Raw genomic sequence first — 15,480 nt, 5'->3', positions numbered from 1 at the left:
GGGAGCAAATGAAAAATATGATTAGAAAACTAATGAGTTTCGTTGTAATAATGATGATGACATTGGTTTTCGTAAACAGTGAATCTTTTGCACAAGGAGATACATTTGTTATTGGTATGGAGGCAAATTACGCACCATTTAACTGGTCACAGGCAACGGACAAGAATGGCGCTTATCCAATTGAAAACAGTAAAGGCGAATACGCTAACGGATACGACCTTCAAATTGCAAAACTGATAGCAAAGAGTTTGAACAAAAAGCTTGTTGTCGTGAAGATGGAATGGGACGGACTTGCACCTGCAGTTATGAGTGGCAAAGTTGATGCGATTATCGCCGGTATGAGTCCTACAAAGGAAAGAAAACAGCAGATAGATTTTTCGGACACTTATTACAGTTCCGATTTGGTAATTGTAACCAAGAAAAATAATAAATATTTGAAAGCTAAAAAGCTTGATGATTTGAAAGATGCAAAAATCACTGGACAATTGAACACTTTTCACTACTCTGTCATTGACCAGATAAAAGGAGTGGACAAGCAAGCTGCGATGGAAAATTTTCCTTCTATGATTTCTGCTGTGCTTGCGGAAAAAATAGATGGATATGTAGCTGAAAAGCCACAAGCATTGAGTGCAGAAGCTTCAAATGCTGAGCTTTCATACATTGAATTTGGCAAAGGACTAGGATTTAAGACATCAATTGAAGACACATCAATAGCAATTGGTGTTAAGAAAAATTCTAAATTGACTGCACAAATCAACGAAGCATTGAAGAAAATAACTCCTGAAGATAGAGATAAGTTGATGAAAGAAATGGTTAGACTCAACGTTGAAAAGGACAAGCCACAAGGGTTTTTTGCCAAGGTGAAGGATATTTTCAACGAGTACGGTTCCCTATTTATAAAAGGAGCTTTGATGACATTATTTATTGCAAGTGTGTCGACAATAGTGGGATTTTTAATTGGAATAGTGGTTGCGGTTATCAGAAATATGAAGCTCGACAAGGATAAGAACAAATTCTCATATTGTTTGCACAAACTAATCAACTTCATTTTGGCTTGTTATGTTGAAGTATTCAGAGGAACTCCGATGATGGTTCAAGCGATGTTGATTTACTTCGGAGCAAAATTATATTTGGGGATCGATATGGCACCAATTAGTGCGGCACTATTCATCGTTAGCATAAACACTGGAGCGTACTTGTCAGAAGTTGTCAGAGGCGGAATTAATTCAATCGATGTTGGACAAATGGAAGCCTGCAAGGCTGTCGGTATGACACACGCACAGTCTATGATTTATGTAATATTGCCACAAGCTATCAAAAATATATTGCCATCAATAGGCAATGAGTTTGTAATCAACATAAAAGACACGTCAGTATTGAATGTAATCAGCGTTACAGAATTGTTCTTCGTGTCAAAATCAATTGCAGGTTCAACATATAATATTTTCGAGACATATGCCGTTACTTGCGTGATATATTTTGTGTTGACATTCTCATTGACAAGAATTTTGTTGCTTATCGAGAAAAAAGCTTACAACAGAGAATACGTAATGGAATCTACGACTGGAGGTATGTTCAATGGAAAATAAAATCATCGAATTACAACACTTGAAAAAAAGTTACAATGGTGTAGAAGTACTAAAAGATATTGATTTTACTATTTCAAAAGGCGAAGTTTTATCGATAATTGGTTCTTCTGGTTCGGGAAAATCGACGATGCTAAGATGTATAAATCTTCTCGAAAAACCAAACGGAGGGGACATAAAATACCACGGAGAATCCATACTTTCTTCGAAGTTTGATCAAAACAAATACAGGTCAAAAGTTGGAATGGTGTTTCAACAATTTTATTTATTTGAAAATATGACTGTTATTGAAAATTGCACAATTGCACAGATAAAAGTGTTAAAGAGAGACAGGCAATCTGCAATAAAAGAAGCAGAGAAGTATTTGGACCTCGTTGGAATGATTGAACACAAAAACAAAAAACCAAGTATGTTGTCAGGCGGACAAAAACAAAGAGTTGCAATAGCAAGGGCGTTGTGTATGAATCCTGAAGTTTTGCTATTTGACGAGCCAACATCGGCACTTGACCCAGAAATGGTGAATGATGTCTTACAAGTAATGACGAAACTTGCAGAATCCGGAATGACAATGGTTGTCGTGACGCACGAAATGCAATTTGCAAGAGATGTGTCAACGAGAGTTTGTTTTATGAACGAAGGTTACATTATCGAAGACACAGACCCATTCACAATGTTCACAAATCCAAAACACGAAAGAGTAAAAGAATTTTTGAAAAATTATTTGAATAATTAAAATTTTCTCCCTTATTAAAATAAGGGAGATTTTTTTCACTTAAGTGAGTTGACCGAACTAATGCGAAACAAAAATCCACTATGCAGGTGGAAGACATTAGCTTTAGCTTAAAGCAAAATATAACCTCCTATGATAGAATAGTGTTGCCTGAAAAGCTTGGCATATTAACAAAGGAGGTTATCATCCTAATAGATATTAGTAGTTTATCGCACACAAGATGGAATTGTAAATACAATATAGTATTTAAAATGCGCAGACTAATAATATGGGGGAAATTAAAACAAGATGTATAATATTATGTGGGTTTTTAAAAGAAAACCACCAGCACATTGAACTGACTATAAAGTTTGACTTAAAAAGTCAATTCACGTGTTGGTGGTTATGATTTGTGCGTTAGAAATTAAGAAATCGCAAGATAAGTCGATTGCTGTTGACAATGAATTACCTAACGACCACAGCATATTTTTTGATATTATATCGGCTGTCGAAGATTGAACGAGATACCCAATAACCATTTGGTTTATCTTCTGCGGGGTCTATGATGTGCATTCTGTTTCTATCGTATCCATCCACAACCATTACGTGAGCGTTATAGAGGGCGTTTTTGCCCCAGAAGTAATCCTTGAATGTCGGTTTTCGAAATTTGTATGTTCCGAAAAATATTACAGGGTTTCCCTTTGCTATTTCCTGTCTTATCTGTTCAGAAGATTGTCCGGATATGTTCTCGGCTTTTGTGTATCTATTTGCCCATTTTGTCAAAGGCTCAGGAAATATTGACTGGTAGATTTTTTCGTCAATATTAAAAGGAGAACCCGCAAATCCGTGGTTTGGATTGCCATCAGATGCTAGTGGCATTTCTTTTATGAATTGTTTTACATTTGTGTCTTTTTTTATATTTTTGTAGTGCAGACATTGCAAAAGAGAAGCTGCTTCACAGCCCATAGGCAATCCTGCTTTGTTTTGATTGATTTGTGCTACTTTTAATAGTACATAATCTTTTTTCAAGGTGTTCTGTTCGACGATTTCACTAAACTTTTCTCTCAATCCTCCACCGACTAATGTGATTTTATGAATATCGAATTTGTCAAATAAAATTTTTTCATTCTTACTAAGTGGACTATTTTTTGATACAAAAATAATTGGTGAGTTCTCCATAGCTGCCGTAGGTGCAACGGTTACGCAATCGATGAGTTCAGATGAGTTTTTTTCGCCGTTTTTAGCGATGAATATTGAACTGGAATTTTTGTAAAACTGGTCAGCTATTTTAAAGCTGGTGTCATTTCTGTTGTTGCCGAAAATCAATGAAGCATTTTTAAAATTTGATTTGAATTTGGAAGTATGACCACCAATCAAAAAAATTTTTTTGAAATTGAATTTAGCGTATTTTTCATTGAACGACTTGATGTTCTCATCGATAAACAAGATAGGACTGTTTAATTTACAAGATACGCTGCTAATAGTTGCGGCATCGACAATTGATTTTCTAGAATGAACTACAAATGCTTTGTCGAAATTTTTGCCTTTGTTTAATTTTGAAACCTCAGTTGCTATTTGAAAAGAGGTCTCTATCCTATCCTTACCAGAAATTCTTTTGGTATTATATCCTTTCGAACAAAGAAGTCGTTCTTGTGAATTTGAGATGCTTTTTTTGCCGCCGATAAGTATAATATTCGATGATTTCAATCGTTTAATCTCTTTTAAAGTCGATGCGTTTAATTCATCGTAATCTGTCAAAAGTATTGGACAATTTAGTCTTTTAGCGAGTAAGCCAACGGACAATGAGTCCGAGATTTTTTCTGAATTTACCAATATTACATTGCCTGATTTTACTGGATAAGTGTAAGAAGAAATTCTCACAGCGGTTTCATATCTGTTTGCACCTTCAAACAATACTTTTTCTACATTTTTTTGGGCAAAACTTTCGATTGAAGTTGTAAGCGATAAGATTGTCAAAATTGCAAATACTGTTATCTGTTTAAATAAATTTTTCATTCTAATACCTATTTGTTCAAACTATTCAATGGGCCAACATACTCAGCACAACTCCATCCGAGATATACTCTTATCAAATCTGGGAAAAATAGAGATACGATTTTCATTAAAAATTCATCGTAGCCGAAAACTTTTACTTGTGAATAATTTAAATGTAAAATAACTAAAATATTTATGACTGGTATCAGTAAAGTCAACGATACGATTCCTGTTCCGTAAACTATTTTAAATAAAAGCCACACGTTTACTATTGGAATTAAACTCCACAATCCAAAAATTCCTGCTTTTTCAAACATTTTCCACATTCCTATTATGTTAATTAAAGATAAAATTAAAATTACAGGCAAAGCCATAATTACCAAAGCCATTTGCATCACTCCTTTTTTATATTATACCATTGGAAATCTTTTTTTTAAAAAGTATGATGAAAAAATTTTGCATATTTCTCATAAAAATTTGACAAATTATTAAAAATGTATTATCATACTTTTATTAAAAGCTGTGCTCAGAACGAAATATTTGATTGATTTTACAGAGAATCCTGTTTGGTGAGAAGGATAAATTATAGAGTATTTGAATCATCTGAAAGAAGCTCACAGGTCTAATAGGTCTGTGCGTGTCACTTGACGTTACAAGAAATGAGAGGTTTACACAATTAGGGTGGTACCGCGGTTTATTCGTCCCTTGGAATTTATTTTCCAAGGGATTTTTTAATTTTATTTTATAAGGAGATAATGTATGAAAAAGTTTAAGGAACTTTCTAAGAAACCTGTTAAAGAACGTGAACAGGCGACTAGTAAGTATTGGAAAGAGATAGACCTTTTGAATGAAACTTACAACAGCAGAGACGAAGACAATAGATATGTATTTTACGATGGCCCTCCAACAGCCAATGGTAAGCCTGGTATACATCACGTTATCAGTAGAACGTTGAAGGATATGACTTGCAGATACAAAACAATGCAAGGATATAAAGTTTACAAAAAAGCAGGATGGGATACTCACGGTCTTCCAGTTGAAATCGAAGTTGAAAAGAAACTCGGTCTTCACGATAAGAAAGAAATCGAAAATTACGGCATAGAAAAGTTCAACGAAGAATGTAAAAAATCCGTATTTGCTTACAGAGAAAAATGGCAAGAAATGTCAGACAGAATGGCATACAATGTCGATATGGATAATCCTTACATCACATTGGACAATGATTACATCGAATCTGTCTGGGCGTTGTTAGATAAAATGTACAAGGATGGTTTGATTTACGAAGGAGCAAAAATTCTTCCTTACTGTCCAAGATGTGGTACAGGTCTTGCATCTCACGAAGTTGCACAAGGATATGAAAATATAAAAACAACTACTGCTTATGTAAAATTCAAGAGAAAAGATGCAGACGAATATTTCTTGGCATGGACTACAACTCCATGGACATTGCCATCAAATGTTTGCTTGACAGTTCATCCAGATATAGATTACATTTTAGCCGAAAAAGACGGCGAGAAATTATATCTCGCAAAAAACAAAGCTCATGATTTGTTGGGTCACGAAGGTGAAGATTATAAATTATTAAAAGAATTAAAAGGTAAAGATATGGAGTTTATGGAATATGAACAACTTTTACCAATTTATGAAGTCAACAAAAAAGCATTTTACGTAACTTTGGCAGATTATGTAACCGTTGAAGACGGTACAGGAATTGTTCACACAGCTCCTGCTTTCGGAGAAGACGACTATCAAACGGGAAGAAAATACGATATGCCACTTATCAATCCTGTTGACGAAGAAGGAAAATTCATCGGAGGCCCATGGGCTGGCCAACACGTTATGGACACTGACCCAGAAGTTCTTCAAAGACTAAGAGATGAAAATAAATTATTTAAAAAGCAAAAAATAGAACACAACTATCCGCACTGCTGGAGATGTCATACACCACTTATTTATTATTCAAAACCATCATGGTATATCGAGGTTAGCAAGTTAAAAGACAAATTGGTTGAAAATAATAATGGCGTACATTGGCATCCAGAACACGTAGGTGAAGGAAGATTTGGAAATTGGCTTGAAAATATTAAAGATTGGGCAATTTCAAGAAACAGATATTGGGGAACTCCATTAAATATTTGGAAATGTGAAAAATGTAATCACACCCTTTCTGTTGGTTCGAGAAAAGAATTAAAAGAATTGGCAATAGAAGATATCGATGAAAATATCGAATTACACAGACCATACGTTGATGACGTTCACATTAAATGTCCTGAATGTGGAGAAGTTATGACAAGAGAAAAAGACGTAATAGATGTTTGGTTTGATTCAGGAGCGATGCCATTTGCACAACAACATTGGCCATTTGAACACAAAGATGATTTTGACAAAGTATTTCCGGCTGATTTCATCAACGAAGGAATTGACCAAACACGTGGATGGTTCTATTCGCTGTTGGCGATATCTACAATGATAACTGGCAAATCACCATACAAAAATGTTATGGTAAATGATTTAATCTTGGATAAAGACGGTAAGAAGATGAGTAAATCAAGAGGCAACACAATAGACCCTATTGAATTATTCGACAAATATGGAGCAGATGTTGTAAGATTTTACTCACTTTACGTTTCTCCACCTTGGATTCCAACAAAATTTGACGTAGATGGATTGAAAGAAGTTGAAAGTAAATTCTTCAGGTCATTTAGAAACACTTACAATTTCTTCCAAATGTATGCAACAACAGACGAAACAGACCCTACAGAATATTTTGTAGAATATAAAGACAGAGCTGTTATTGACAAGTGGATTTTGTCGAAATTTACTAACTTGGAAAAATTCTACTTTGAAAATATGGACAATTTCGATTACACAAAAGTCGCACGTGAAATTTCTAATTTTGTCATCGAAGATTTATCGAACTGGTACATCAGACGTAACAGAAGAAGATTTTGGAAAACAGAAATGGACACTGACAAAAAGGCAGTCTACAACACAACTTACGAAATACTTGTAGGACTCACAAAATTAATCGCGCCATTCACTCCTTTTATTGCAGAAGAAATGTATCACGATTTGACAGGCGAAAAATCAGTTCACTTGGCTTATTTTGACAAAGTAAATGAAGAGTTAATCGACAAAAAATTAGAGGAAAGAATGGAAATTGTCAGAACTTTTGTAACTCTTGCGAGAGCTTCTCGTGAAGAGGTTAATATCAAAGTTCGTCAACCGTTGAAGAAAATAGTCCTAGATGAAAGATTCAGAGAAAAAATCGAAGAATTCAAGGATTTAATAAAAGAAGAAATCAACTTAAAAGACATCGAATACAAGAAAGATTTGTCTGAATTTATGAATTACGAATTAAAACCTAACTTCAAAGTTGCTGGAAGTATTCTCGGAAAACACATCAAATCCTTTGGCAATTATTTGAAAGATGTTGACGCGAAGGAATTTGTAAGTCGACTTGACAAATCTGATATGACTATCAACTTAGACGGAGAAGATGTCGAAATCAAAAGAGATTATGTAGATGTTAGAATCAACTCAAAAGAAGGCTTCGATGTGACAATGCAAGGAGATTATTTCGTAATCTTGGATACAGAAATCACTGATGATTTATTAATGGAAGGATATGCACGTGAACTTGTAAGTAAGGTTCAACAAATGAGAAAAGCCAATGATTTTGATGTACTAGACAACATCACAATCTCTATCAATCCAACAGACAAAATAAAACAAGCAATTGAAAAATACAAAGACTTCATCAAAGACGAAACTCTAACTGTAGATATTAAATTAGATGAAAATGTCGAAGGTGAAGAAGTTGATTTGAATGGAGAAAAAGTAAAAATTAAAGTTGAAGTTGTTACTAAATAATAATCTAGCCTGCTGAAATTCAGCGGGCTATTTTAATTTATGAGCGCAAATAGTTACAAAAAATCAATAATTTTAGAAAAATCTTGCAACTGTATTATATTGATGGTAATCTATATAACATACGGGGGATATAATGAAAAACAAAAACACGATTATAAGGGCAATTTTAGTATTTGCATTCAGTTTGGGAATAATTTTTTTCATAAAAAGCAAAATAGGGGTTGACGATGCTTTTGAGACAATAAAAAAAGTGGGAAGTATATTTATGGCAGGATGTATACTGACTATGTTTATGTTTTTTTTGTTAGAGGCTATTTCTTATAAGTATTTACTCAAAATTCAAGGCTATGATGTATCATTTAGAAGATGCTTTGGATATACATTCACAGATTATTTTTTCAGTATGATTTCACCAGGTGGAAGCTTGGGACAACCTCTCCAATACCACACCATGAGAGGCGATAATATTGATTCGTTGACTACAATCAATTCACTACTTTCTTTTAATTGGATATATCATCTGTCGATGGTTATAATATTTTTTGTAGCAATGGTATGTGGATTGGTCAGACAAATAGCATCGATATCTGAGTTTAAATATCTCGTAATTTATGGAATTATGTGTCAAATAATACTTGTTATTGCAATAGGATTTTTGATGTTCAACAGCAATTTAGCGGCCAAAGTGATAAAATTTTTCAACGAAATTTTTTCTAAGGTCAAATTTTTGCGAAGATTCAGCAAATCTGAAGACGAAATATCCAAAACAATTGATGAACACAAAAATTTCGGAAAGTTTTTAATTAACAACAAGAAAGTTTTCTTTAAATTACTGTCAATATCAATTCCTATGTTGATGTTCTCATTTGCGATACCGGCGATTTTGTACAAATCATTGGGCCTTAACGCATACAGTTTTATGACGATGGTTTTGATTCAAGCTGTTGTGACGATTTCATTTGAAAGCGTGCACATACCTGGAGGAGTAGGCGTAATCGAAGGAAGTATGATGCTTGTGTACTCTGCTTTTATGCCCAAAACACTTGCTTTTACAATTATGGCAATCAATAGATTTGTAACTTTTTATTTGGCTGTTCCGATTGCTGGGCTGTACTTTTTGTTGGTAAAGACCGACAAGAAAAAATTTCAAAAGAATAACAAACTCATAAATGTAAATGAAAATTAATTTTCAAAAATCGACTTATTTTAATTAATGGGTCGATTTTTTTGTGATTTCGAAAATAGTAAATATTTAAGAGAGTTAATGGGTATAATATTTATATGTAATATTTTAAGCGAAAAAAATAAAATTTTTGAAAAAATATCATAATTTGTTTTTGCACTAGTTTTCAAAAGTAAAATAATACTTTTTTTATGAACCAAATCACAAATAAATCTGTAATATTATGGATTTCACATATATTAAATTTTTATGAGGGGTGAATGATTTGAAAGAGTTTTATAATAAGTATTTTATGAAACAGAAAATGATGCATCCGGTTATGTACGCTCTGTTGCCAATCGCACTGGTAGCGATTTATTTTTATGGGCTAAGAGTGTTAGCTTTATTTTTGCTGAACATAATTGTCGCATGCGTCGTTGAATATTTTTCTAACGCCAAAATATTCAACAGAAAGAAAATCTCCGAAGCTGCCATTGTAACATCGTGTCTTTTCACAATGACACTTCCAGCACAAATTCCTTATTGGATTTCAGCTGTGGGTATCGCATTTGGTATATTCTTCGGGAAAATGGTTTTTGGGGGATTTGCAAAAAATGTTTTCAATCCAGCATTAGTTGCTCGTGTATTTATTTACGTTAATTTTCCACAACAAATGACAATATATTGGAACAAGGCTGTCGGAGGATTTCCGGGAGGTTTTGGAACTTATTTGACACAATCATTGGATTCTATGACACAGCCAACTCCAATGACTGCATTCAAAGTAAATTCTTCTTTTGAGTCGATTCCTACGATGATTTTAGGGCAAATTCCTGGTGTAATTGGAGAAACTTGTAAAGTTTTGATTATTCTCGCAGCAATCTATTTGATTTATAAAAAAGTGGCGAGTTGGCAAATTATGGCAGGAAGTGTTGTAGGTTTTTGTGCATTGAGTTTGATTTTTAATGCAGTTGGTGTGACTTCCGTACCAAATCCAATTTATGGAATGTTGATGGGAGGATTTTTGTTTGGAACAGTGTTTATGGCAACAGACCCAGTATCTGCAGCCAAGACAACAATTGGAAAATGGATTTATGGCTTCATTATTGGAATCGTAACAGTGATTATTCGTGGATTCGCATTATTTGCTGGTGGAGTTATGTTTGCCGTATTAATTGGAAACACATTTGCACCAATTGTGGATTACTGCGTCAATAAAATCCAAGCTAATCAAAAAGCAAAATCGAATAAGGAGGTCAAGGTTAATGGCTAAGAAAAAATCAGTCGTATATCCAGTATTATTTATGTTGGGATTGACTTTGGTTTTGACATTGGCATTGGCTTTGTTAAATCAAGTTACAACTCCTACGGTAAAATTCAATCAGGATATAGAATTAAAACACAAGATTTTGAATGTTTTTAATATTTTACCAAAAGACACATCGGCATCTAATATAGATAAGACATTCAAAGACAATGTGGTTGAAGAAGACTACAAAGACAGTAAACTTTACATTTTAAAACAAAATGGCGAAGAAAAATCTTACGCCGTTCCGGTAAACGGACCTGGACTTTGGGGTTCAATAAGTGGATATGTTGGAATAACAAAAGATATGAAAAAAATCGTCGGCATCGAATTTATCAAACAAGAAGAGACTCCAGGATTAGGTGGACGTATTACGGAAGATGAATACAAAAACCAATACAGAGGCTTGGACATTTCAAATCCTGTCGATGGTAAAATCGTAATCAACAGACCGGCAAATGGTGGAAATATAGATGCGATAAGCGGTGCCACTCAAACATCTACATTTGTAGTCAATATGATTAACGAAGATGTCAATGAATTTATTAAGAATGGAGGAAAATAATGGCTAGTTCAAATAAATATTCTAAATTATTAAAAAGTGGCTTACTAGAAGACAACCCCGTTCTTATTCAAGTAATAGGCATCTGTTCTACATTGGCTGTGACAAACCTTTGTATGAACTCTCTTGTAATGGGGCTTGCGCTTTCCTTTGTAACAGGTTGCTCATCGTTTTTGATAAGCTTACTGAGAAAAGTAACACCAAAACACATTCGTATGATGGTGCAAGTATTTATTATTGCGTTTTTTGTAATAATCGTAGATATTTTCTTGAAAGCTTATATGCCCGAAATGAGCAAAACATTGGGACCTTATGTCGGATTGATTATAACTAACTGTATCATAATGGGACGAGCAGAAGCTTTTGCAATTTCAAACGACCCAGTTAGCAGTTTTGTAGACGGTGTTTCCTCGGGATTAGGTTATACAGCAGTACTCGTTACTATTGCTATAATCAGAGAATTATTCGGATTTGGAAGTGTTTTTGGATTTAGAATAATGCCAACAAATTTTGTCCCTTGGACTATGATGGTTATGCCACCAGCAGCATTCTTCATTTTACCTATTATTATGTGGATTGCAAACACGCATTTAAAACAAAAGGAAGGAGATGCTAAGTAATGACGATAAGTCCTTTAGTAATATTTTTTGCATCAATCTTTACTTCAAATATGATTTTTTCTAACTTTTTAGGAATGTGTTCATTCATCGCAGTGAGTAAAGAAATTGAAACTGCAACAGGATTGGGAATAGCAGTAACATTTGTATTGACAATTACGACGATAATCAATTTTTTCTTATACAAGTTGGTTGTGAGATTCAACATAGAATATTTGCGATATATTATTTTCATCATTTCAATTGCAGCATTTGTACAATTGTTGGAAATGGTATTGGAAAAATACATTCCAAATTTATACTACGCGCTTGGAATTTTCTTGCCACTAATCACAGTAAACTGCGCAATACTAGGCGTAAGTTTGTTTATGGTTATTAGAAATTACAACTTCTTACAAACAGTAGGATTTGCAATCGGAAGTGGACTTGGATGGATGCTTGCAATTGTATCAATGGCAGCAATCAGAGCTAAAATAAAAGAAACATCAGTTCCAAAAGGACTTCAAGGACCACCTATAACATTGATAATAACTGGTATAATGGCGATGGCATTCATCGGATTCTCAGGAATTGTGCAAATATCATAAGGAGCGTATTATGCAACAAATAATTATAACAACAATCGTAGTATCCATCTTATGTGCAGCATTTGCATTGCTTTTATCGTATGCCGACAAATACATCGCAGATTATGGAGAAGTCAAACTAACTATAAACAACGACAAAGAATTTACAGTAGATGGCGGAGATAGCTTATTGTCAACTTTGAGAAATCAAAAAGTATTCATCCCTTCTGCATGTGGAGGAAAAGGCTCGTGTGGATATTGTAAAGTAAAAGTGCTAGAAGGGGCAGGCCCTGTACTTGCAACTGAAAAGCCAATGTTGACAGAAGAAGAATTAAACAGCAATGTGAGACTTTCTTGCCAAGTTAAAGTAAAAAAGGACATATCGATTCAAATTCCAGAAGAACTATTCAATGTAAAAGAATATCAGACAACTCTTGTCGAAAAATTACCATTGACTGATAGAATCACAAAATTTAGATTTGAATTACCAGAAGGAGAGACAATCAAATTTAAACCGGGTCAATATGTCCAATTAAAAGCAGAAGAATATCCAAAAGGCGATGGATATGAAGCGTCTGACGAAGAAGTATTCAGAGCGTATTCTATTGCATCAAGTATAAGAGACGAAAAACACATTGAATTATTAATAGGCTATACAAAAGGGATTTGTACAACTTATTGCCACAAAATTCTTAAAGAAGGCGACAAAGTCACAATAAATGGACCTTATGGTGATTTCTACTATCACGACGAAGACACTGAAATAATCTTAGGAGCAGCAGGAACGGGATTTGCGCCAATAAGATCTATCCTAAATCATATGAGAGACCACGATATAAAAAGAAAAGCGAGATTCTACTTCGGAGCCAAAACACCAGATGATTTATTCTTGCTAGACGAATTGAAACAGTTTGAAGAAGACTTGTACGATTTCAAATTTATTCCGGTATTGTCAAGAACGACGCCGGAAATGAATTGGCAAGGAGATACGGGACATGCTGACGATGCAATCAAAAAATATTGCAAAGAAACAGGGAAAAACAGTTCAGCTTACTTGTGCGGTTCTCCACGAATGATAGAATCTTTGACAAAAGCACTAAACGAAGTTGGAGTAACTGACGATAGAATTTATTACGATAACTTCTAAAACAAAAGATCGATTGAAAATGATTTGAAATTAAATCATAAATTCAATCGATCTTTTTTAAATAAATACAGTTTTAAATTTGTTAAACTTTGTCTTTGGAATTTCATTACTGTAGCCCAAAGCTAACGCACAAGTTATTTCATATTTATCATCAACGTCAATAGAATCGAGAAAATCTCTAATAGGCTTACTGTCAAATGAATCATAAAATTGATTAATCCACACATTGGCAACATTCAACTCACAAGCTTTTAACATCATATTTTGCATTATACAGCCACAATCAAATTTTTTATTTCTATTGTCAAAATGGCTGAGGACAAGAATCATATTTTTGCAGTTGTAAAAGCCGTTGTAATTTTGGTTGTTCAAATGGCATCTAATCGCTTTCAATAAATTGTCCAAAACATCGTCATCAGAAATAGCAACCAATATATTATCCTGCATATTCATTCCGGTTGGAGCAAAAGTTCCTGCTTCGACAATTTGAGACAAATCATCAAATGAAACTTTCTGAGATGTAAAATTTCTTCGAGACCTTCTATTTTTAATAATATCCATAAAGTCCTCCTTGTGATATAATTTTAATACTGGGGGAGATAATTTGCAATTCGTAAAAACAAAACAAGATTGCCAAAATCTTTTAGAAATAGTTGCAGACACAGCAAGGATTTTACTTGAGAGCGGGGCAGAAACTTATAGAGTAGAAGATACAGCTTTCAGAATGAGTGCTAGCATTCAAATGGTAAATAAAATAAACGTATTTGTATCTTATACCTGCATAATAATTTGCCTGAGCTTTGATTTCGGAGACCTTGTGACAATGAGAAGAACTATTCCAAAAGCGACAAATTTATGGAAAATACACGAAATTAATAATTTTTCGAGAAATTTTGTCAAAGACAAATACACACTACAAGAATCTATTGACATAATAAAAAAAATTGACACAAGAAATGTAAATAAATATATGCACATTATAGGAGCAGCACTAGCATCAGGATTATTTTCTAATTTATTAGTAGGAGGAATAATCGAACCCGTGCTTGCATTTATAATATCTTTATTAGAAATGGTGGTTTATAGATTTTTCCAAATGAAAGAAAATCCGCAATTTGTCACAACTTACATAACTGTAGCATTTACGACACTATTGAGCTTATTAACAATAAAATTATTTTCTGCCTGTGATATTAAATTAAACTTAGATAGCATAATAATAGGATGTATAATGCCATTTGTTCCGGGAGTATCCATAACAAATTCAGTGCGAGATGTACTCAGCGGCGATTTATTATCTGGAATAAGCTCCATGATTAACGCAATAATCACGGCTCTAAGTATAGCACTTGGAGTAGGTAGCATACTCTACTTCGCAGTATTAATGGAGGCACTATAATGATAAAAATAATAATAGAATCTATAGTATCTTCATTAGCGACATTGGGATTTTCTCTATTTTATGACTCTCCAAAAAAATCATACAAAATAGTACTACTTTCAGGATTTGTAAGCTGGTTTATTTACAAAAATTTCACAGAAATATTAAACAACAAATTTATTTCCGCATTATTTGCATCAGTTGCAGTAGGAATAATCGGGGAAATTTCATCAAGAAAAATTCAAATGCCAGTAACAGTTTTTGTAATCCCTGGAATAATTTCATTAGTTCCAGGAGCGGATATGTACTACACAATGTACTACACGATTCAACAAAACTCAACATTAGCTTTCACACACGCAAAAAACGCTATGCTATTTGCAGCGAGCATTGCTCTTGGAATACTTGTTGCATCATTATCATCTAGGTCAATTAAACACAACACCACTGAACACGTACACACAAATACTTTATTCAAAATAAAAAATAAAAAAACACTTGACAAAAAATAAAAAACTTGTTATCATATAAAAGCACTTGAAGTTAAGTGCTTTTTAAAATGCAAAACAAAAAGCA

14 protein-coding genes and 1 pseudogene are annotated in these 15,480 nt (G+C 33.7%); 12 read left to right on the top strand and 3 right to left on the bottom strand.

The window, feature by feature from the left end; genetic code table 11:
- Positions 1 to 8: 8 nt before the first annotated feature.
- The 3 genes and pseudogenes from Q0X02_RS01175 to Q0X02_RS01165 all read left to right on the top strand — a co-directional run.
- Positions 9 to 1,589, top strand: coding sequence for an ABC transporter substrate-binding protein/permease (locus Q0X02_RS01175; RefSeq protein ID WP_297810322.1), 1,581 nt, complete (start codon positions 9 to 11; stop codon positions 1,587 to 1,589).
- A complete protein-coding gene (locus Q0X02_RS01170; protein ID WP_297810319.1) occupies positions 1,579 to 2,319 on the top strand; it encodes an amino acid ABC transporter ATP-binding protein in 741 nt (246 codons plus the stop codon). Before Q0X02_RS01175 ends, Q0X02_RS01170 begins: the two co-directional genes overlap by 11 nt.
- 188 nt (positions 2,320 to 2,507) lie before the next feature.
- Positions 2,508 to 2,609 (top strand): annotated as a pseudogene (locus Q0X02_RS01165) (IS200/IS605 family transposase); the annotation flags it as partial.
- Between the two features lie 151 nt (positions 2,610 to 2,760).
- On the opposite strand, the gene Q0X02_RS01160 reads toward Q0X02_RS01165, so the two are convergent.
- Both Q0X02_RS01160 and Q0X02_RS01155 read right to left on the bottom strand, forming a co-directional pair.
- Positions 2,761 to 4,311, bottom strand: coding sequence for a cell wall-binding repeat-containing protein (locus Q0X02_RS01160; RefSeq protein ID WP_297810316.1), 1,551 nt, complete (start codon positions 4,309 to 4,311; stop codon positions 2,761 to 2,763).
- A gap of 8 nt (positions 4,312 to 4,319) precedes the next feature.
- A complete protein-coding gene (locus tag Q0X02_RS01155; RefSeq protein ID WP_297810313.1) occupies positions 4,320 to 4,679 on the bottom strand; it encodes a DUF5684 domain-containing protein in 360 nt (119 codons plus the stop codon).
- A 370-nt stretch (positions 4,680 to 5,049) separates the two neighbouring features.
- On the opposite strand from Q0X02_RS01155, the gene ileS reads away from it, so the two are divergent.
- The 7 genes from ileS to Q0X02_RS01120 all read left to right on the top strand — a co-directional run bounded on the left by ileS (position 5,050) and on the right by Q0X02_RS01120 (position 13,523).
- A complete protein-coding gene (gene ileS, locus Q0X02_RS01150) occupies positions 5,050 to 8,163 on the top strand; it encodes an isoleucine--tRNA ligase (protein ID WP_297810310.1) in 3,114 nt (1,037 codons plus the stop codon).
- 133 nt (positions 8,164 to 8,296) lie between these two features.
- The gene (locus Q0X02_RS01145) at positions 8,297 to 9,349 is read left to right on the top strand and encodes a lysylphosphatidylglycerol synthase transmembrane domain-containing protein (protein WP_297810307.1); all 1,053 of its coding nucleotides are present in this window, start codon (positions 8,297 to 8,299) and stop codon (positions 9,347 to 9,349) included.
- A gap of 253 nt (positions 9,350 to 9,602) precedes the next feature.
- The gene (locus Q0X02_RS01140; protein WP_297810304.1) at positions 9,603 to 10,598 is read left to right on the top strand and encodes an RnfABCDGE type electron transport complex subunit D; all 996 of its coding nucleotides are present in this window, start codon (positions 9,603 to 9,605) and stop codon (positions 10,596 to 10,598) included.
- Positions 10,591 to 11,196, top strand: a complete 606-nt coding sequence (locus tag Q0X02_RS01135; RefSeq protein WP_297810301.1) for an FMN-binding protein — start codon at positions 10,591 to 10,593, stop codon at positions 11,194 to 11,196. The genes Q0X02_RS01140 and Q0X02_RS01135 overlap by 8 nt, the downstream gene beginning before the upstream one ends.
- Positions 11,196 to 11,813 carry an NADH:ubiquinone reductase (Na(+)-transporting) subunit D gene (nqrD, locus tag Q0X02_RS01130; protein ID WP_297810297.1) on the top strand — a complete coding sequence of 206 codons (618 nt, stop codon included), beginning with the start codon at positions 11,196 to 11,198 and terminating at the stop codon, positions 11,811 to 11,813. Before Q0X02_RS01135 ends, nqrD begins: the two co-directional genes overlap by 1 nt.
- On the top strand, positions 11,813 to 12,397 hold the full coding sequence (locus Q0X02_RS01125) for an NADH:ubiquinone reductase (Na(+)-transporting) subunit E (RefSeq protein WP_297810293.1): 585 nt from the start codon (positions 11,813 to 11,815) through the stop codon (positions 12,395 to 12,397). Before nqrD ends, Q0X02_RS01125 begins: the two co-directional genes overlap by 1 nt.
- 10 nt (positions 12,398 to 12,407) lie before the next feature.
- Complete coding sequence (locus tag Q0X02_RS01120) at positions 12,408 to 13,523, top strand: NADH:ubiquinone reductase (Na(+)-transporting) subunit F (RefSeq protein ID WP_297810290.1); 1,116 nt, start codon at positions 12,408 to 12,410, stop codon at positions 13,521 to 13,523.
- Between the two features lie 57 nt (positions 13,524 to 13,580).
- On the opposite strand, the gene Q0X02_RS01115 is transcribed toward Q0X02_RS01120, so the two are convergent.
- The gene (locus tag Q0X02_RS01115) at positions 13,581 to 14,084 is read right to left on the bottom strand and encodes a nitroreductase family protein (protein ID WP_297810286.1); all 504 of its coding nucleotides are present in this window, start codon (positions 14,082 to 14,084) and stop codon (positions 13,581 to 13,583) included.
- Between the two features lie 43 nt (positions 14,085 to 14,127).
- Between Q0X02_RS01115 and Q0X02_RS01110 the strand changes: the two genes are divergently transcribed.
- Positions 14,128 to 14,922: a threonine/serine exporter ThrE family protein gene (locus tag Q0X02_RS01110; protein ID WP_297810283.1), complete on the top strand. Its 795-nt coding sequence runs from the start codon at positions 14,128 to 14,130 to the stop codon at positions 14,920 to 14,922.
- The gene (locus Q0X02_RS01105; protein WP_297810280.1) at positions 14,922 to 15,416 is read left to right on the top strand and encodes a threonine/serine exporter family protein; all 495 of its coding nucleotides are present in this window, start codon (positions 14,922 to 14,924) and stop codon (positions 15,414 to 15,416) included. The genes Q0X02_RS01110 and Q0X02_RS01105 overlap by 1 nt, the downstream gene beginning before the upstream one ends.
- Positions 15,417 to 15,480 lie beyond the last annotated feature (64 nt).

The organism is uncultured Finegoldia sp., assembly GCF_947252345.1.
In the GTDB taxonomy this organism is placed as follows: domain Bacteria; phylum Bacillota; class Clostridia; order Tissierellales; family Peptoniphilaceae; genus Finegoldia.
This window is presented reverse-complemented; position numbering and strand designations above follow the sequence as displayed.

Bases quoted from the DNA above. Each gene is read 5' to 3' on its own strand.
- Q0X02_RS01155 (WP_297810313.1), bottom strand. From the start codon at position 4,679: ATGGCTTTGGTAATTATGGCTTTGCCTGTAATTTTAATTTTATCTTTA.
- nqrD (WP_297810297.1), top strand. From the start codon at position 11,196: ATGGCTAGTTCAAATAAATATTCTAAATTATTAAAAAGTGGCTTACTA.
- Q0X02_RS01115 (WP_297810286.1), bottom strand. From the start codon at position 14,084: ATGGATATTATTAAAAATAGAAGGTCTCGAAGAAATTTTACATCTCAG.
- Q0X02_RS01125 (WP_297810293.1), top strand. From the start codon at position 11,813: ATGACGATAAGTCCTTTAGTAATATTTTTTGCATCAATCTTTACTTCA.
- Q0X02_RS01105 (WP_297810280.1), top strand. From the start codon at position 14,922: ATGATAAAAATAATAATAGAATCTATAGTATCTTCATTAGCGACATTG.
- Q0X02_RS01120 (WP_297810290.1), top strand. From the start codon at position 12,408: ATGCAACAAATAATTATAACAACAATCGTAGTATCCATCTTATGTGCA.
- Q0X02_RS01175 (WP_297810322.1), top strand. From the start codon at position 9: ATGAAAAATATGATTAGAAAACTAATGAGTTTCGTTGTAATAATGATG.
- Q0X02_RS01160 (WP_297810316.1), bottom strand. From the start codon at position 4,311: ATGAAAAATTTATTTAAACAGATAACAGTATTTGCAATTTTGACAATC.
- Q0X02_RS01170 (WP_297810319.1), top strand. From the start codon at position 1,579: ATGGAAAATAAAATCATCGAATTACAACACTTGAAAAAAAGTTACAAT.
- Q0X02_RS01135 (WP_297810301.1), top strand. From the start codon at position 10,591: ATGGCTAAGAAAAAATCAGTCGTATATCCAGTATTATTTATGTTGGGA.
- ileS (WP_297810310.1), top strand. From the start codon at position 5,050: ATGAAAAAGTTTAAGGAACTTTCTAAGAAACCTGTTAAAGAACGTGAA.
- Q0X02_RS01145 (WP_297810307.1), top strand. From the start codon at position 8,297: ATGAAAAACAAAAACACGATTATAAGGGCAATTTTAGTATTTGCATTC.